At 62.9% G+C, this 15,969-nt stretch carries 20 protein-coding genes; 16 read left to right on the top strand and 4 right to left on the bottom strand.

The window, feature by feature from the left end; genetic code table 11:
* Nucleotides 1–8: 8 nt before the first annotated feature.
* On the top strand, nt 9–986 hold the full coding sequence (locus AV059_RS17330) for an aldo/keto reductase (RefSeq protein WP_058996471.1): 978 nt from the start codon (nt 9–11) through the stop codon (nt 984–986).
* 57 nt (nt 987–1,043) lie between these two features.
* Nucleotides 1,044–1,337, top strand: coding sequence for a hypothetical protein (locus tag AV059_RS17335; protein ID WP_058996473.1), 294 nt, complete (start codon nt 1,044–1,046; stop codon nt 1,335–1,337).
* Between the two features lie 7 nt (nt 1,338–1,344).
* Here AV059_RS17335 and AV059_RS17340 read toward each other — a convergent pair whose 3' ends face one another.
* Nucleotides 1,345–1,845, bottom strand: coding sequence for a macro domain-containing protein (locus AV059_RS17340; protein WP_058996475.1), 501 nt, complete (start codon nt 1,843–1,845; stop codon nt 1,345–1,347).
* Nucleotides 1,846–1,964: 119 nt separating this feature from the next.
* Between AV059_RS17340 and AV059_RS17345 the strand changes: the two genes are divergently transcribed.
* From AV059_RS17345 to AV059_RS17390, 12 genes are all read left to right on the top strand, one after another.
* Complete coding sequence (locus AV059_RS17345) at nt 1,965–2,669, top strand: YqjF family protein (RefSeq protein WP_058996477.1); 705 nt, start codon at nt 1,965–1,967, stop codon at nt 2,667–2,669.
* A 21-nt stretch (nt 2,670–2,690) separates the two neighbouring features.
* Nucleotides 2,691–3,365 (top strand): DUF2071 domain-containing protein, encoded by a 675-nt coding sequence (locus tag AV059_RS17350; RefSeq protein WP_058996479.1) that lies wholly within the window; start codon nt 2,691–2,693, stop codon nt 3,363–3,365.
* 80 nt (nt 3,366–3,445) lie between these two features.
* Nucleotides 3,446–4,831 (top strand): response regulator, encoded by a 1,386-nt coding sequence (locus AV059_RS17355; protein ID WP_058996481.1) that lies wholly within the window; start codon nt 3,446–3,448, stop codon nt 4,829–4,831.
* Nucleotides 4,832–4,867: 36 nt separating this feature from the next.
* Nucleotides 4,868–5,662: an HAD-IIA family hydrolase gene (locus AV059_RS17360; protein WP_058996483.1), complete on the top strand. Its 795-nt coding sequence runs from the start codon at nt 4,868–4,870 to the stop codon at nt 5,660–5,662.
* Between the two features lie 66 nt (nt 5,663–5,728).
* Nucleotides 5,729–6,277, top strand: a complete 549-nt coding sequence (locus AV059_RS17365; protein ID WP_058996485.1) for a DJ-1/PfpI family protein — start codon at nt 5,729–5,731, stop codon at nt 6,275–6,277.
* Nucleotides 6,278–6,459: 182 nt separating this feature from the next.
* Nucleotides 6,460–6,687 carry a zinc ribbon domain-containing protein gene (locus AV059_RS17370; RefSeq protein WP_058996487.1) on the top strand — a complete coding sequence of 76 codons (228 nt, stop codon included), beginning with the start codon at nt 6,460–6,462 and terminating at the stop codon, nt 6,685–6,687.
* A gap of 2 nt (nt 6,688–6,689) precedes the next feature.
* A complete protein-coding gene (locus AV059_RS22505) occupies nt 6,690–6,860 on the top strand; it encodes a hypothetical protein (protein WP_195156670.1) in 171 nt (56 codons plus the stop codon).
* Nucleotides 6,861–7,021: 161 nt separating this feature from the next.
* Nucleotides 7,022–7,270: an MTH865 family protein gene (locus AV059_RS17375; protein ID WP_058996488.1), complete on the top strand. Its 249-nt coding sequence runs from the start codon at nt 7,022–7,024 to the stop codon at nt 7,268–7,270.
* Between the two features lie 129 nt (nt 7,271–7,399).
* Nucleotides 7,400–7,549 carry a hypothetical protein gene (locus AV059_RS22510; protein WP_004515676.1) on the top strand — a complete coding sequence of 50 codons (150 nt, stop codon included), beginning with the start codon at nt 7,400–7,402 and terminating at the stop codon, nt 7,547–7,549.
* An 82-nt stretch (nt 7,550–7,631) separates the two neighbouring features.
* The gene (locus tag AV059_RS17380) at nt 7,632–8,324 is read left to right on the top strand and encodes a metal-dependent transcriptional regulator (RefSeq protein ID WP_058996491.1); all 693 of its coding nucleotides are present in this window, start codon (nt 7,632–7,634) and stop codon (nt 8,322–8,324) included.
* Nucleotides 8,321–9,028 carry a TMEM165/GDT1 family protein gene (locus tag AV059_RS17385; protein ID WP_058996493.1) on the top strand — a complete coding sequence of 236 codons (708 nt, stop codon included), beginning with the start codon at nt 8,321–8,323 and terminating at the stop codon, nt 9,026–9,028. The genes AV059_RS17380 and AV059_RS17385 overlap by 4 nt, the downstream gene beginning before the upstream one ends.
* Nucleotides 9,029–9,097: 69 nt before the next feature.
* Nucleotides 9,098–9,496: a hypothetical protein gene (locus AV059_RS17390; protein ID WP_058996495.1), complete on the top strand. Its 399-nt coding sequence runs from the start codon at nt 9,098–9,100 to the stop codon at nt 9,494–9,496.
* Between the two features lie 75 nt (nt 9,497–9,571).
* Here AV059_RS17390 and AV059_RS17395 read toward each other — a convergent pair whose 3' ends face one another.
* Genes AV059_RS17395 through AV059_RS17405 form a run of 3 tightly spaced genes read right to left on the bottom strand, consistent with a single transcriptional unit; the run spans nt 9,572 to nt 12,434 of the window.
* Nucleotides 9,572–10,546 (bottom strand): metal ABC transporter permease, encoded by a 975-nt coding sequence (locus tag AV059_RS17395; protein WP_058996496.1) that lies wholly within the window; start codon nt 10,544–10,546, stop codon nt 9,572–9,574.
* Nucleotides 10,543–11,346, bottom strand: a complete 804-nt coding sequence (locus AV059_RS17400) for a metal ABC transporter ATP-binding protein (protein ID WP_079990797.1) — start codon at nt 11,344–11,346, stop codon at nt 10,543–10,545. The genes AV059_RS17395 and AV059_RS17400 overlap by 4 nt, the downstream gene beginning before the upstream one ends.
* 2 nt (nt 11,347–11,348) lie before the next feature.
* Nucleotides 11,349–12,434, bottom strand: coding sequence for a metal ABC transporter substrate-binding protein (locus AV059_RS17405; RefSeq protein WP_058996500.1), 1,086 nt, complete (start codon nt 12,432–12,434; stop codon nt 11,349–11,351).
* Nucleotides 12,435–12,587: 153 nt separating this feature from the next.
* On the opposite strand from AV059_RS17405, the gene AV059_RS17410 reads away from it, so the two are divergent.
* Nucleotides 12,588–13,178 carry an Lrp/AsnC family transcriptional regulator gene (locus AV059_RS17410; protein ID WP_058996503.1) on the top strand — a complete coding sequence of 197 codons (591 nt, stop codon included), beginning with the start codon at nt 12,588–12,590 and terminating at the stop codon, nt 13,176–13,178.
* Nucleotides 13,179–13,307: 129 nt separating this feature from the next.
* Nucleotides 13,308–15,941, top strand: a complete 2,634-nt coding sequence (locus AV059_RS17415) for a heavy metal translocating P-type ATPase (RefSeq protein WP_058996505.1) — start codon at nt 13,308–13,310, stop codon at nt 15,939–15,941.
* Nucleotides 15,942–15,969 lie beyond the last annotated feature (28 nt).

Genomic DNA, 15,969 nt, shown 5'->3' on the forward strand with positions numbered 1-15,969 from the left:
ACCTGAGCATGGAGTACACGACACTCGGGTCGACTGGCATGGAGGTCAGCCGGCTCTGTCTGGGCTGTATGAGCTTCGGAACCTCGGCGTGGCGCGACTGGGTGCTCGACGAAGACGAGAGCCGTGAGGTCATCGAGCGGGCCATCGACCTCGGCATCAACTTCTTCGATACGGCCAATATGTATTCGATGGGCGAGTCCGAGCGCGTCCTCGGGACCGTTCTCGACGACTACGACCGCGACGGGCAGGTCGTGGCGACGAAGGGGTACTTCCAGATGGACGAGGACAACCCCAACTCCGGCGGGCTTTCGCGGAAGGCAATCGAACAGGAACTGTCGAACTCGCTGGACAGACTCGGGATGGACACTGTCGACCTCTATCAGACCCACCGCTGGGATTACGACACGCCCATCGAGCAGACGCTCCGGGCGCTGGACGACGCGGTCCGGCGGGGACAGGCGCGGCACGTCGGTGCGTCGTCGATGTGGACCCACCAGTTCGCGGATGCGCTCCGGACGAGCGAGCGCGAGGGGCTGGAGCGGTTCGAGACGATGCAGAACCACTACAATCTGCTGTACCGCGAGGAAGAACGCGAGATGCTGCCGCTGTGTGACAAGGAGAATGTCGGCGTCATCCCGTGGAGTCCGCTGGCCCGGGGCTATCTCACCCGGCCGCACGAGCAGGTCGAGGAGACGGTCCGGGGGGAGACGGACGACTACGCCCGCGAACACCCCTACTACGAGGGCAACGGCCGCGAGGTCAACGAGCGCGTGCAGGAGCTGGCCGACGAGTACGACGCCTCGATGGCACAAATAGCGCTGGCATGGGTGCTCGACAAGGGCTGGGTCGACGCACCGATTATCGGGACAAGTAGCCTCGAACACCTCGAAGAAGCGGTTGCGGCGCTCGAAATCGACCTCTCAGAGAGCGACGTGGAGTGGCTGGAGGCCCCCTACGAGCCAGTTCGGGTGTCAGGCCACGAGTGAACCGCCGAAATTGTTAAGCCACAGTGAAATCAAGCTCTAGCTTGAGGAAAGGTAACAATGACCAACGCTCGGGGACCGAGCAGCGAAACACTCGAGGAGACGACGGGCGGTGACGCCTGCGTTTGCTCGATAGGCAATGCAGCCGAACACTACATGACCGGGATACTGGGACTCGTCGCGACGCTCATCGTCGGTATACAGGCCTATCCGTGGCTACAGTCTGTCGCCGATACCACGTCGTATCTCGGGCCGACGTGGCTGGTGTTTAGCTTCGCCGCGATATGGCTCGTCTGCTGGATCGCACTGGAAGTCGCCTGGGAGTGGCGTGCCGGGCGCGTCCACCTGCTGTAGCGGACAGTCAGTCGCGAATACCAGCCGCGACTCGTCGCATCCCTTCGAAGTCGTCGTCGGAGTAGGCGATGAGTCGCACGTCTGTCAGGGAGTCAGGCTGATACTCATCGATGACAGCGCAGATAATTCGGATACCCTCCTCGAAGTCGAACCCGGCGATGCCACACCCGATGGCCGGGAAAACGATTGATTCGCAGTTTAGCGCGTCCGCCTCCGCCAGTGTGTTTTGGGTTGCGTTCTGGATGCTTTCAGCGGTTGACTGACCACCCGGCGGCATCGCGGCGGCGTGGATAACGTACTCGGCGTCGAGGTCGTAGGCGTCGGTCGTGGCAACACCGCCGAGGTCGACCGGCCCTTTCGCGACGGCCTCGTCGTTCAGGCCCGACCCGGCCGCACGCTTGAGCGCCCCCGCGACGCCGGAGCCCATCCGCAGGCTCGTGTTCGCCGCGTTGACCAGTGCGTCCGCCGACTGTGCAGCGATGTCGCCCTGGATTACCTCGAACTTCATATGCGATGCTGGGAGCGGCACTGACAAAGTTTTAGTGCTGACACGACCGGCCATTTCAATTGGTGTCTGTCACCGCGCCCCACGACAGGCAGAAACCCGTCTAGTTCCTACGGGTAAGTATGGACCTGCTGACGATGACGTGGCGGGACGTGGGGTTCATGCACTGGCCGGTCGAGCCTGACAGTGTCCAGACGACACTGCCGGACGGGCTCGATGTCGACACGTACGACGGGCAGGCATGGCTCAGTGTGGTCCCGTTCCAGATGGCGGACATCAGACCGCGCGGCAGTCCAATCGGGCGCTCCTTCGGCGAACTAAACCTCCGGACCTACGTGGTCGCCGACGGGACGCCGGGGGTGTACTTCTACAACCTCGACGCCGACGACCGCCTCAGCGTCACGCTGGCCCGGAAGCTGTTCCAGTTGTCTTACTACAGGGCGTCGATGCAGATCCGGACCGACGGCGACAGCGTCGAGTTCCGGAGCCGGCGGACCAGTTCGCGTGCGCCACCGGCGGATTTCCACGCCACCTACGAGCCGACCGAGGCACCGTCGGCACCCGAACCGGGCTCGGTGGAGTCGTTCCTGGTGGAGCGGTACCGCTTCTACGCCGCCAGCGACGACGAGACGGTGTATTACGCCGACATCGACCACGAGCCGTGGCCGCTTCAGCGCGGGCAGGCAGATATCCGGACGAACGGCCTGTTTGCCGCGTCGGGGTTCGACAGGCCCGACGGCGACCCGCTCGTCCACTACTGCGCCGAGATTCCGGTGACTGCGGGGCGGCTCCACCGGCTTGACGGGGCCGCCCAGTACACTGATTAGCGTGTCGCCCTCAATGACTGTGTGGTTGCCCTCCGTCCGCTGCAGGTCACGCTCGACGACGTGTGCTTCTGTCACTGGCCGGTCTCCGAGGCAGCGGTACGAGCGGCAGTTCCCGACTGGCTCACCGTCGAGACGGCCGACGGTGACGCCTGGGTGTCGGCCGTCGTGGCGACTGTCGACCGCGTCGAGACGTTTGGTATCGAGGTCGCCGGGCCGTCTGAGTTGCTCACGGTTCGGACCTACGTCCGCGGCCCGACCGGTCAGCGTGGGGTCTGCGTGCTCGGGCTGTTCGGTGACGACAGGCGGACGGCGACAGCAGTCTCGGAACTGTTTCGCATCACAGTGGGAGATGCCGTCCCGCGGATGCTCTCAACGGCTGACCGTCGCCGGGTCCTCGACGCTGGCGACCGCCGGTTGTTCGAGTGTCGGTACACGACTGATGGTGAGCCAGTAGCGATTCCACCGGACTCGCTGGCTTCCTTCCTCGTCGACCGGCAGCGATACTTCACAACAGGGCGTTTTGGGACACGGCTCGTGGGTAGCGTCGGCCACGACCCGTGGCGACTCGACCGTGTTGACGCCAGTGTAACCGGCTCTGTACTCGCATTGGTTGACATATCGGCCCGTAACTCGGCCCCACTGATCCATCACAGTCCTGGCCTCCGCGTTTCGATTGCCCCACCGGTACCGCTTTAGCCGGGACCAGCGGGCAACCTAGCTCCCTTGAAATATAAGTATGGACAGACCGTTGGGGGAACAAGGACCCTGCCGCCCATATGACATCTGAAACTAATATACGAACGCTTGTTGTTGACGACAGCGATTTTTTCGCGGAGATGACCGCTGATACGCTCACGCAACAACACGGCATTGAGTCCGTCGCGGCAAACAGCGCTGCGGAAGCGCTGGAGCGGCTCGACGGGGGCGGGTTCGACTGCGTCGTCAGTGACTACGAAATGCCCGAAATGGACGGGCTGGAACTCCTTGAAGAGATCAGAGAGACAAACCCGTCGATCCCGTTCATCCTACTGACCGGGCGTGGAGACGAAGAGACGGCGAGCGCTGCTATTGCGGCGGGCGTCGCTGATTACCTCCTGAAGCTCGAAGTCGTCGAAGACAAACAGTACGGTCGGCTGGCAAACCGGATCCAAAACGTCGTTTCGCAGGAACGTACCCGCAAGAAGTTTGAGTCACTTGTTTCGGACTCGCCGGACGGTATCGTCCACCTGACGACGGACGGAACCATCCTTTCAGTGAATCCCTCGATGGCACGCAGACTGAGTGCCGACCCTGATGCGCTCGTCGGCCAGAAACTGAGCGCAGTGATGGACAGCGAGGCGGCCAGCCAGCGTCTCGAAGCCGGGAAAAGCGCGGTCGAAAACGGGACTGCGACACGCTCCGAGGACGCCGTCGGCGGCCGACATTATCACAATCAGTATATCCCCGTCGACAGCCATCGCAAGTCAGATACCTTCCAGTTGGTCTCACGCGACATCACTGAACGCGTCGAGCGCCAGCGCGAACTGGAACGCCAGAACGAGCGACTCGAAGAGTTCGCCAGTGTCGTCAGTCACGACCTGCGGAACCCGCTGAACGTCGCGCAGGGCGCGGTTGACCTGCTCACGGAGCCAGACGATAGCGAGGAGGCCGAACTGGTCGCCAAGATCGACCGGTCGCTGGACCGGATGGGCTGTATCATCGAGGACGTACTCACGCTGGCAAGACAAGGCCAGACAGTCAGTGATCCACAGGAGACGGAACTATCGACGCTGGCGTCGACCGCGTGGACCTGGATCGAGGCGGAACAGGCGTCCATGTCGGTCGAATCGAGCACGAAACTCGCCGCCGACAGCGGGCGCGTGCAGGACCTGCTGGCGAACCTGTTCCGGAACGCCATCGAACACAACGACGGCGACGTCGAAATCGAGGTCGGACTGCTGGAGTCCAACGACGGGTTCTACATCGCGGACAACGGCGACGGAGTCGAAGGCGACGCTAACGACGTGTTCGAGATGGGCTATTCCTCGACGAAGGACGGAACCGGGTTCGGCCTGGCTATCGTCGAACAGGTCGCCGAGGCCCACGGCTGGGAAGTGTCACTGGCCGAGAGCGACAGCGGCGGGGCGCGCTTTGAGGTGTCGGGCGTCGAACTTCACGACTGAGACGGACTTTTTACTGCCGGGTCCCGAGTGGTGGTAATGACAGTTGCGGGGGCTATCATCGACCTGGACGGAACGGTGTACCATGGAGACACGCTGTTGCCGGGCGCGGCGTCAGCAATCGACGTGTTCAGAGAGCGCGGCCTGGGAATCTGCTTTTTTTCGAACAATCCTATCCACGACGGGAGCGAGTACGTTGAGCGGTTGCGGGGGCTGGGCGTCGACGCCCGCGAGGGTGAGGCCTGTTCCTCCGGTGTCGTCACCCGCGAGTACCTCAACGGGTCCCATGCGGGTGACGACGTGTTCGTCATCGGGAGCGACCCGCTCCGGAGTATGGTCATGGGGACAGAGGCACAACTGGTCGAAGACCCTGCCGAGACTGACGTGTTACTGGCCTCCTGGACGGACGGCTTCCACTACCACGACATGGTCGACGCGCTCCGGGCCATCGACGAGGAAACCGTCTTCCTCGGGACTGACCCGGACCGGACGTTCCCCGGCGAAGACGGCGACCCGGTCCCTGGTTCCGGGGCGATAATCAACGCCGTTGCCGGCGTCATCGAGCGGGATCCGGACCGGATACTCGGCAAGCCATCGGAGATTGCCGTTCAGGCGGCACTGGAACGGCTGGACTGTGCCCCGGCAGAGTGTCTTATCGTCGGTGACCGACTGGAGACAGATATCGCGATGGGCGAGCGGAACGGGATGACGACTGTTCTCGTCCGGACCGGCGTGTCCAACGAGCGGTCACTGGAACGGAGTGCCGTGACGCCTGACTACGTCATCGACTCGCTGGGGGACATCGAAGAAGTGCTGGCATCGCTCGGCGAGTGACATAGAGCTGGTAATTCACCTGCGACTTTATTTCGACGGCGACCGTAGCTTTCAGTGGTGTTTCCAATGGGCAAAGACATTCTCATGATCGCCGGCGATTTCGTCGAGGACTACGAAATAATGGTGCCGTTCCAGGCGCTGCAGATGGTTGGCCACGAGGTCGACGCGGTGTGTCCCGACAAAGCGGCCGAAGAGACAGTTAAGACAGCGATACACGACTTCGTCCTGAACGCGACGATGGCCGACGTAAATCCCAGTGACTACGACGCACTCGTCGTTCCCGGCGGGCGTGCCCCGGAATATCTCCGGACGTACGACGAGGTGCTGGACGCAGTACAGCACTTCTTCGAGGAGGACAAACCGGTCGCAGCGCTGTGTCACGGCCCGCAGATTCTCGCCGCCGCCGACGTGCTCGACGGCTACGAGATGACGTCGTACCCGGCCTGTCGCGCCGAGTGTGAGGCCGCCGGGTGTTCGTGGGTCGACGAAGTGGTCACCGACGGCAACCTCGTCACCGGGCAGGCCTGGCCCGACCATCCCGAGTGGCTCGCACAGTTCATGACGCTCCTTGGCGACGACGTGTCCCACGGCGAGCCGATTCCCGCTGACGACTGAGGCCATAGAAGTTTGGAGGGATTCATAACAAACAAATAACGTGGGCGTTTCCCTCCGTTGAGGCGGGTGGGAACTGGCATAGTGCACCATTACGTTCGCCCGCCTCGTTTTACAGCGGTCATCGTAACTCTCGACAGGGTAGCACCAGATTTGTTACACAGGGGCACAAAACGTCGACTGCAATGCCCTCCAACACTTCACCACAGGACGACGACCGCGGCTGTCCGAAGTGCGGCCACACCGGCACCGACGTGGGTAGCATCTCGACCACCGGCGGCGGCCTTTCAAAGATGTTCGACATCCAGACCAACCAGTTTCAGGTCGTCACGTGTACGAACTGCGGCTACTCGGAACTGTACCGGGACACCGGGTCCGCAGGCAGTGACCTAGCAGACATTTTCCTCGGCTAACGATGCCTGCCACGACCGGGCTGTTCCTCGTAGTCATGTTGCTCGCGGTGGCCGCACCGCTGGCCCTGTACGCGCTGGTCCGAAGCGAGCACGATCAACGCGTCGAGACGGACCGTGAGACCGCCGAACGGCTTGCCCGGCGCGATACGGACGACGAAAGTCGAGTCCGGTGAGTACTCCAAGGCTGTCCCATCGAATGGTAGGGGTGAGTTGTTCATACATCGGTACAGCACCGCGAGGGTCCAGAGCGGCGCAGGCCTCAAATAAACTCAAAACAATGGGAAAGTGTACCGATGTCGAACCTTTTATGAGAATACTCGCACAACGTCCGATCATGGTTGACAAAGAAGACCTCCGCTCACAGTTCGTTGATGCGTTCGGCGAAGCAGACTACCCGATTTCCAGTCCGATGGACCTCGTTCCGGCACTTCCGGGCGGCCCGTCGACGAAGTTCGAGTCTGGTGACTTCTCGATGACAGCAATGGAACTGAACACGAAGCTCAACGGGGAGTTCCCATACGACAACGTCGACGCGTTCGTCGACGACGTCATGGCCTCGCTCGAAGACCAAGACCTCATCTGAGCGGGCCACACCGGTTCCCGACCGCTTCACCGATTCCGTGCGATAACTCGCGAGATTCCCGGGCGGACGAGTCGGTAGCCGTTCCGGCATACCCTTGAGGTTTATCAGGGCAACGTCCCTAATCAGCGTATGGTCGGTTTGCCGGGGATCGAGACGCTTGTTCGGACGTTCGGACCGTTTCTCATCCCCGCAACGCTGTTCGTTCTGGGTGCCATCGGCTATCTGTTCCTGTGGCTCCTGACCCGGAACCGACGCGAAACGTACGCTGCCGACGAGTGACAGCGGTCGGCCGAATATGGCCGGCGCGCACAAAGTTGTTGGAATCGCCAATCTTTTGGGTTAGATTCGTCTAATTTGGTGTATGTTGAGTGCCAAGATGGAGGATTATCTGAAGGCCATCTATCGCCTTGAGCGGGACGGCGACCCGCCGATTGCTCCGTCTACTATCGCCGAGATGCTGGACGTTACGGCACCGACGGTCACCAGTATGGTCGAGAAGCTGGCTGACCGCGGGCTGGTCGAACGGGAGAAGTACAAGGGCGTGCAGACAACGCCGGAAGGCGAGACGGTGGCGCTGGAGATTATCCGCCACCACCGCCTGCTTGAGACGTTTCTCACCGAGCAGCTGGGGTACGACTGGGCCGAGGTCCACGAGGAAGCGGAGGTGCTCGAACACCACATCAGCGAGGAGTTCGAGCGCCGGGTCGCGGCTGTCCTCGACGAGCCGGAGTTCGACCCTCACGGGGACCCAATTCCCAGCGACTCGCTGGACCCCATCGACGACGAGTCCGCGACGGCGCTGTCAGAACACAGTGAAGGGGGGCGACTCGAAGTTGCACGGGTCCGGGACCGTGATCCCGACGAACTCACGTATCTCTCCGACGCCGGCATCACGCCGGGGACCGTGTTGACTGTCGAGGAAGTTGCTCCTATCGGGATGGTGACGGTCCAGCTAGAGAGCGGGTCGTCGGTGTCGCTCCCGGACCACATCGCCGACGCGATTCAGGTCCGCGCACCGGATACGCAGGGCGAAGACGGAGTGAGCCAAGCGTGAGCGACGCGACGTGGCTGACGGTGGTGGCAATAGCAGCCGGTGCGCAGCTCGCGGTCCTTCCCGGCGAGAAAGTCCAGTTCATCATTGCCGGCCTGTCGACGCGGTTCAATCCGTTCCTCGTTGTCAGTGCCGCGGGTACTGCCTTCGCCGGCTGGACGGCGCTTGAAATCTGGTTCGGCTCCGCAATCACATCGCTACTACCCGGTATTGTCCTCGAAAGCCTCACCGCCGGGATGTTCCTGCTGTTCGCGATACTACTGCTCCGTAGTGCCCCGGCAGCCGGCGCAGCGCAACAGGAGCCCGCGTCCGGCTTCACCACTGACGGCGGACAGCTAGACGTTCGCGTTCCCGTCGTCGACTGGCAAGTGCCGAACAAGCTCGGCGGCTTCCTGCCCATCTTCGCGATGATGGCCTTCGGCGAGTTCGGCGACAAGACCCAGCTCATTACAATCACGCTCGCCGCCCAATACAGCGCCCACGCCAGCGCTATCTGGACCGGCGAGATGCTCGCCATCATTCCGGTGAGCCTCGCCAACGCGCTGTTTTTCCACCGGTTCGCTCATCGTTTCAACCTGCGGAAAGCTCACTTCGTCGGCGCAGGGCTGTTCCTGTTTTTCGCCGCGGACTTCGCCCTGAGCGTGACGATGGGGTTCTCGCTGTGGGAAACGATGATCTCGGGTATCGCGGCACAGATGGGCGCCTGAGCCGGTGTGATATCGGTTGCTGTGTGAGCGACAGAAGACTTTTCCAGAACGGCCGAACAGTTCTGGATGATGCCCTCCAGGCGCACCGTTCTCACAGCAGGGACACTCTTCGCACTCTCGGGATGTTCAGCGCTCAGTACTGCGAGCGCTCAGCTCGCCGGCGTACGGCTGACGAACACCGGGTCGGTGGCACGTGAGTTCGAGTTCACGGTCACGGTTGACCGCGAAACGGTGTACGACGAGACACATACCGTCGCGGCTGACGAAGACGGCGCAACCGTGGAACTGGATGATGCGCTTCCGGACGAGCAAGGGAGGATAACGATAGCGACGGCCATCGCCGGGACCGATATCTCTGAGGAGACGACGTTCGACGATGACAACTGTTACGATGTCATTGTCGAGTACACCGGTGACAACGTAGTCCACTGGCAGAGCGGGAGCAGCGACTGTGACGCATTCCAGTGACTCGCTCATCGGCCAGCGTTTCGTCGCCAGCCGTGGCTCTCAGTCGCGACCATCGACCTCAGTCGAGGTCGTCGTTCAGTCCTGGCTGATAGTGTCGAGTTCCCGCGTCTCATCCGGCGCACCCGTCTGTTGGACTTTCCCGGCAACCACTGAGAGGACATAGATCCCCACTGCGACGAGAACGATGACGCCGCCGGCTGTCGCACCGGCGTAGTACGAGATACCGATCCCCAGTACGACGGCGAGTTCGGCCAGTACAATCGAGACCAGCAGCGATTCCGAGAAGCTCCGGGACACCTGCGTCGCGCCGGCGACCGGAACGACCAGCATGGCCGCGACGAGGATGACGCCCATGATCTGCATCGCGCCGACGACGACGAGCGCCGTCAGCATCACCATGATCCGGTTGTACCAGGCAACCGGCAGTCCGGAGACGGCGGCGGCGGTCTCGTCGAACGTGACGTACAGCAACTGGTTGCGGGTGAGCGCGACCGTCCCGACGATGACGCTGAACAGCCCAAGCATGATGACCGCGTTCTCGGCGGACACCGTCGAGAGGTTACCAAAGAGGTACTGATTGATACCGACAGCCAGTCCGCCCGCGTTGAGGCTGATGAGGACCGTCCCCAGCGCGAACCCCGTCGAGAGGACAATCGCCATCGACACGTCGTTGTAGGCGTCGGTCGCCTCGGAGATGAGTTCGATGAGCAACGCCGCGATAACGGCCACGACGACGGCGGTGAGATACGGCGAGACGCCCAGTTCGAGGACGGCATTGAGAAACAGCCCGACAGCGACACCAGCGAAGGCCGTGTGGGCGAGTGCGTCCCCGATGAGGGCGAGCTGGCGGTGGACGAGGAAGGTCCCGATTAACGGCGCGATGACGCCGACGCACAGCCCGACGAGTATCGCCCGGTACATGAATGTGTACTCGGGGTTGATGAGTTCCAGTCCGGTCAGATGGTAGAACTGTGTCAGGAGCCAGTACCACGCTTCGAGGACCGGGACGAACGTCTCGTAGACGCCGCCAGCAGCAAATGCAAGCGTCATCGGTTGCCTCCGGTCAGCGTCTGCGCACCCGTCCCGAACGCTCTGGACAGCGCCGCGCTGTCGGTGAATTCCGCCGACGGCCCGTCGAAGTATATCTCGCGGTTCAGGCAGATGACGCGCTCCGCGTGTTCGATGACGGCCTGCAGGTCGTGTTCGATGAGCAGGACAGTGATGCCGTTGTCGTGGAGCGATTCGAGCAGTCCGTAGAAGGCGTCGACCGATTCGGTGTCCACGCCGACGGTCGGTTCATCCAGAACGAGCAGGTCGGCTTCACCCGCCAGCGCCCGGGCGATGAATGCCCGCTGGCGCTGCCCGCCAGAGAGCTGGGTGATTCGCCGGTCGGCGAACGCCGACATCCCAACTGTGTCGATGGCTCTGTCGACGATACGCCAATCGGCCGCAGAGAGACGCCCGAACCCGACGTGTGGGAACCGGCCCATCTTCACCACTTCGCGGACCGTTATGGGCATCTCCCGGCTCGTCCCGGCACGCTGTGCGACGTAGCCGACTCTGGCCCCGTCGTCGAACGCCGTCGCGTCGACGCCAAACAGCTCCGCAGTTCCGCTGTCCGGTTCTAGAAGCCCGAGCAACAACTGCATGAGCGTTGACTTGCCGGAGCCGTTCGGGCCGACCACGGCGACGTACTCCCCGGCGTCGATACTGACACTGATGTCTTCAACGACGGGCGTAGACGTGTACCCGAATGATACATCTGTGAGTTCGACGACGGCTGGCCTGCTCTCGTTTGGTTCGGTCGTCGCCTCGTCGGCACCGTCTCGATGGGGTGAACGCATCGTCATTATTATTCGAAGTTCCGCCATTCCTCGCTCCAGCCGTCGGGGCCCGCGTCTTCAGGTGCCATATTGCCCAGAACGACCTCGAACGTCGGCATATTTATTTGATAGGCGATTTCTTCGTACCCCCAGCCGTTTTCGACCCACTCCTCACGGACGCCAGCATACGGTGTCACGGGGTAGTAGGCTTCGACCGGTGTCTCGGCGAGTAGCTGCTTTGCAGGCTTGCGCGTCTCGAAGACGCCGGCCCCGATGTACCGGATGTCGTTGTCCTCAATGACCGCTTTCGCCTCAGTGATGTCCGTGGGTTTCACGTCACCGCTGGCTGCGAGGTTGACCACGAGCGGGCGCATCTCAACGCCGTACCGCGAGCCGATGTACTGGAAGGCGTTGTGCGCCGCGAGCTGGACCACGTTCCTGTCGGCCCGGTCGAAAATATCGGCGTAGTCCGCGTCGATGCGGTCGAGAACGTCCGCGTTGTACGTCTCGGCGTTGTCCCGAAGCGTATCTTCGGCGTCCGGTGCGAGCGCGACCAGCCCCTCGGTAATATTGTTGACCGACTGTTTCGCGCGTTGCGGGTCAAGCCAGAAATGAGGGTCGCTGGCCCTATCCTGTCCAACGCCTTCTTCGTCGCGGTCGAGACTCGCCGCGAGCGATTCGAGTTCGATACCCTCGCGGACGTTGATGAGTTCGGTATCGACGTTGTCGTCTTTGAGCGTCTGAATCGCGCGGTCAGCCCACGGCTGGAAGTCTGGGCCGACGTGGATGAACGCGTCCGCGTCGATGATATCTCGCGTGATCCCGGCGTCCGGTTCCCAGCCGTGGCCGTGTAGTCCGGTCGGGATAAGGTTCTTGACCGTTATCGGCGTCCCGCGTGCGACCTTGCGGGCGAAGTCGTAGAAACTAAAGAACGACGCGACCGCGACCGGTCCGTCCGCACCGCTGGTACTGTCGCTGCTATTCGATCCCGCTTCCGTCCCGCCGCCGGTCAGACAGCCAGCAAAGCCGGATGCAAGGACTCCCGCCCCGGCACTGAGTGCCTGCCTGCGGGTGACTCTATACGTCTGATCATCGCAGGGTTGGTTGGTTGCCATGTGTTGTTTGCTGTCGGAACGGAATATAATAGTTTCTATCTAATAGAAGAATTAGACTAATCTAATCACTGAGTTGCTCATGCCTGAACTCCACTTTGCGGCACAGACACGGGCGGACACAACACATAAACCGGCGCTCGAAGTTGGTCCGATATGCCCGGACTCGACGACACGGACCACGAAATCCTCCGATTGCTGCTCGAAGACGCCAGACGGCCCTACAGCGACATCGCCGAACGAGTAGATCTCTCGGCCCCTGCGGTCTCCGACCGCGTCGACCGACTCGTCGAAATGGGACTGATACAGGGGTTTACTGTCGATGTCGACCGCTCGCTGTTACAGGCCGGCGTACCCGTTCTGATCGAAGTAGATGCGAAACCGGGTCGGGCCACCGATATCGCCGGGGCGGTCAGCGACGCCGACACCGTCGAGCGGGTCTATCGAACCGCTGGCGGCCGGGTCGTGCTGGCGGCGACCGTTCCTCAGTCCGACGCGAGCGAACTCCTCGCCGAACACGTCGACCTTGGGGACGTGAACCGCTACGAGGTGCGGATGATTGCGGACAGCGAGTGGACCGCCGGGCTGGGTGCGGCGGAGTTCGCGCCCGACTGTGCGGAGTGTGGCAATAGTGTCGATGAAGAAGGCGAGCAGCGCACGCTCGACGGAGAGCGGCACTACTTCTGCTGTGGCTCCTGTGCACAGCGGTTCGTCGACCAGTACGAGTCGCTGAAAGATGGTGCCTGAACCACGACGCGCTCTTTTGATTGCTGACTTTCCGGCGGCGTGGGTTTGGATATCAGCCTAAGAGTCTATTTTGAGATTCGAATCAAAGGGACAAACCGCATGAATACGGGGGGCGTATAATGAAACAAGATGAGTAACCAGACCACCCGGCTCGAACTGACGGGGATGAGCTGTGCCAACTGCGCGGGCACTATCGAGGAGTCGGTTGGCGAGCTTGACGGGGTCTCGTCCGTCGACGCGAACTACGCCACCGACGGGGGGAGCGTCGAGTACGACCCCGACGTGGTGTCACTGGCCGATATCGTCGCCGCTGTCGAGGACGCTGGCTACGGCGTGGCGACGGAGACGGTGACTGTCGGCATCACCGACATGTCGTGTGCGAACTGTGCAGACGCCAACGAGGAGGCACTGGAAGGGACCGCGGGCGTCATCGACGCCAGCGTGAACTACGCCACCGACGAGGCCCAGGTCACCTACAACCCGGCCGACGTGTCGCGTGCGGACCTCTACGACGCCATCGAGTCAGCCGGCTATACGCCCGTGAGGGAGGACAGTGGGAGTGCAAACGGCGACGGCTCCGGTGATGAGCAATCCGGCGCTGACCGCCGTGCCGCCGCGCGCAACGAGGAGACGCGCAGACAGCTCCGACTCACGCTGTTCGGAGCGGTACTGTCGGCCCCGCTCTTGCTGTTCATGGCGGACCACCTGTTCTCGCTCGGTCTCCTCGGCGAGACGGTGCTGGGAGTACCACAGGGTTGGGTTGCCTTCGCGCTGGCGACGCCGGTCCAGATACTGTTGGGCAAGCCGTTCTACGAGAATTCCTACAAGGCGCTGGTCAACAACGGGCGGGCAAACATGGACGTGCTCATCGCACTGGGTTCCTCGACAGCGTACCTCTACTCGGTGGCCGCGCTGTCTGGACTGATCGCGAGCACGGGGCTGTACTTCGACACGGCCGCGCTGATCCTCGTGTTCATCACGCTCGGGAACTACCTCGAAGCCCGCTCGAAGAGTCAGGCCGGGGCCGCCATCCAGCAACTGCTCGAGATGGAGGCTGACACGGCAACGGTCGTCCGTGACGACGGCAGCGAGGAAGAGATGCCCATCGACGAAGTGGGGGTCGGCGACCGGCTGAAAGTCCGGCCCGGAGAGAAGATTCCGACGGACGGCGTCGTCGTGGACGGCGATTCGGCGGTCGACGAGTCGATGGTTACCGGCGAGTCGGTCCCGGTCGAGAAAGGTGGGGGCGACGAGGTCATCGGCTCAACGGTGAACCAGAACGGCGTCCTCGAAGTCGAGGCGACGAAGGTCGGCTCGGAGACCGCCATCCAGCAGATCGCCGAGCGGGTCCGGCAGGCCCAGTCGCGCCAGCCGGACATCCAGAACGTCGCCGACCGCATCTCGGCGTACTTCGTCCCGGCTGTCATCGGCAACGCCGTCCTCTGGGGGGTACTGTGGGCGGTCGCGCCGGAGACGCTGGCGGCCGTCGTCGACGCGCTCCCGCTGTGGGGACTGGCCGCAGGCGGCCCGACTGGCGTCGGCGTAAGCGAGTTCGCTATCGTCGTGTTCGCGTCCGCTGTCCTGATCGCCTGTCCCTGCGCACTCGGGCTGGCAACGCCCGCGGCGACGATGGTCGGAACGGCAATCGGTGCGCGCAACGGCGTCCTGTTCAAGGGCGGCGACGTGCTCGAACGCGTCCACGAGGTCGACACCGTCGTTTTCGACAAGACGGGGACGTTGACGAAAGGCGAGATGGAACTCACTGATGTGGAAGTCGTCGGCCCCGCGACGGACGGCGGGGCGCTCAAGCCCGAGCGCGAACGGAGCGAGGCGTTCGTGCTCGAAGTCGCCGCCAGCGCCGAACACGCCAGCGAACACCCGCTGGCCGAGGCTATCGTCGAGGGGGCACGCGACCGCGGTATCGAGGTCGAAGACCCCGACGAATTCGAAAACGTCCCCGGACAGGGCGTGAAAGCGACGACGCGCCACGGTCGCGTCCTCGTCGGCAACCGGAAACTGCTGTCCGAGGTCGGTGTCGACACCGCGCCGGCGGAGGAGCGGATGGACACGCTCGAACGCGAGGGCAAGACGGCGATGTTGGTCGCGCTGGCCGAAGACGCAGGCGGTGACGGCACCGAGGGCGACAGCGACCCGGACTACCGGCTCATCGGTATCGTCGCCGACGCCGACACGGTCAAAGAGTCCGCGAAGGCCGCCGTCAGTGGGCTGCGAGAACGCGGACTCGGCGTCTGGCTCATCACCGGCGACAACGAGCGGACTGCCCGCGCCGTCGCCGAAGAGGTCGGTATTGACCCCGACAACGTGATGGCCGACGTACTGCCGGAAGACAAGGCCGACGCGGTCGACGACCTCCAGAGCGACGGCGACCAGGCGATGATGGTCGGTGACGGCGTCAACGACGCGCCGGCACTCGCAGCCGCGAGCGTCGGCTGTGCCATCGGTTCGGGGACCGACGTGGCGATCGAGGCCGGCGACGTGACGCTACTCCGGGACGACCCCGCCGACGTAGTGAAGGCTATCCGGATATCTGAGGCCACGCTCCAGAAGATCAAGCAGAACCTCTTCTGGGCGCTCGGGTACAACACCGTGATGATTCCGCTGGCCTCACTGGGACTCCTCCAGCCGGTGCTTGCCGCCGCGGCGATGGCCGCCTCGTCCGTGTCGGTGCTCGCAAACAGTCTCGCGTTCCGACGGTATACACCGGACTCGGAGTACCGCCTGTTCGGCTTCCTCCGTCGCTGAGCGGGGCCCGTCTCCAGCAGACTCATTT

It is taken from the genome of Haloarcula sp. CBA1127, assembly GCF_001485575.1.
GTDB lineage: Archaea > Halobacteriota > Halobacteria > Halobacteriales > Haloarculaceae > Haloarcula.

Bases quoted from the DNA above. Each gene is read 5' to 3' on its own strand.
- AV059_RS17330 (WP_058996471.1), top strand. From the start codon at position 9: ATGGAGTACACGACACTCGGGTCGACTGGCATGGAGGTCAGCCGGCTC.
- AV059_RS17335 (WP_058996473.1), top strand. From the start codon at position 1,044: ATGACCAACGCTCGGGGACCGAGCAGCGAAACACTCGAGGAGACGACG.
- AV059_RS17340 (WP_058996475.1), bottom strand. From the start codon at position 1,845: ATGAAGTTCGAGGTAATCCAGGGCGACATCGCTGCACAGTCGGCGGAC.
- AV059_RS17345 (WP_058996477.1), top strand. From the start codon at position 1,965: ATGGACCTGCTGACGATGACGTGGCGGGACGTGGGGTTCATGCACTGG.
- AV059_RS17355 (WP_058996481.1), top strand. From the start codon at position 3,446: ATGACATCTGAAACTAATATACGAACGCTTGTTGTTGACGACAGCGAT.
- AV059_RS17360 (WP_058996483.1), top strand. From the start codon at position 4,868: ATGACAGTTGCGGGGGCTATCATCGACCTGGACGGAACGGTGTACCAT.
- AV059_RS17365 (WP_058996485.1), top strand. From the start codon at position 5,729: ATGGGCAAAGACATTCTCATGATCGCCGGCGATTTCGTCGAGGACTAC.
- AV059_RS17370 (WP_058996487.1), top strand. From the start codon at position 6,460: ATGCCCTCCAACACTTCACCACAGGACGACGACCGCGGCTGTCCGAAG.
- AV059_RS22505 (WP_195156670.1), top strand. From the start codon at position 6,690: ATGCCTGCCACGACCGGGCTGTTCCTCGTAGTCATGTTGCTCGCGGTG.
- AV059_RS17375 (WP_058996488.1), top strand. From the start codon at position 7,022: ATGGTTGACAAAGAAGACCTCCGCTCACAGTTCGTTGATGCGTTCGGC.
- AV059_RS22510 (WP_004515676.1), top strand. From the start codon at position 7,400: ATGGTCGGTTTGCCGGGGATCGAGACGCTTGTTCGGACGTTCGGACCG.
- AV059_RS17380 (WP_058996491.1), top strand. From the start codon at position 7,632: ATGTTGAGTGCCAAGATGGAGGATTATCTGAAGGCCATCTATCGCCTT.
- AV059_RS17390 (WP_058996495.1), top strand. From the start codon at position 9,098: ATGCCCTCCAGGCGCACCGTTCTCACAGCAGGGACACTCTTCGCACTC.
- AV059_RS17395 (WP_058996496.1), bottom strand. From the start codon at position 10,546: ATGACGCTTGCATTTGCTGCTGGCGGCGTCTACGAGACGTTCGTCCCG.
- AV059_RS17400 (WP_079990797.1), bottom strand. From the start codon at position 11,346: ATGACGATGCGTTCACCCCATCGAGACGGTGCCGACGAGGCGACGACC.
- AV059_RS17405 (WP_058996500.1), bottom strand. From the start codon at position 12,434: ATGGCAACCAACCAACCCTGCGATGATCAGACGTATAGAGTCACCCGC.
- AV059_RS17410 (WP_058996503.1), top strand. From the start codon at position 12,588: ATGCCCGGACTCGACGACACGGACCACGAAATCCTCCGATTGCTGCTC.
- AV059_RS17415 (WP_058996505.1), top strand. From the start codon at position 13,308: ATGAGTAACCAGACCACCCGGCTCGAACTGACGGGGATGAGCTGTGCC.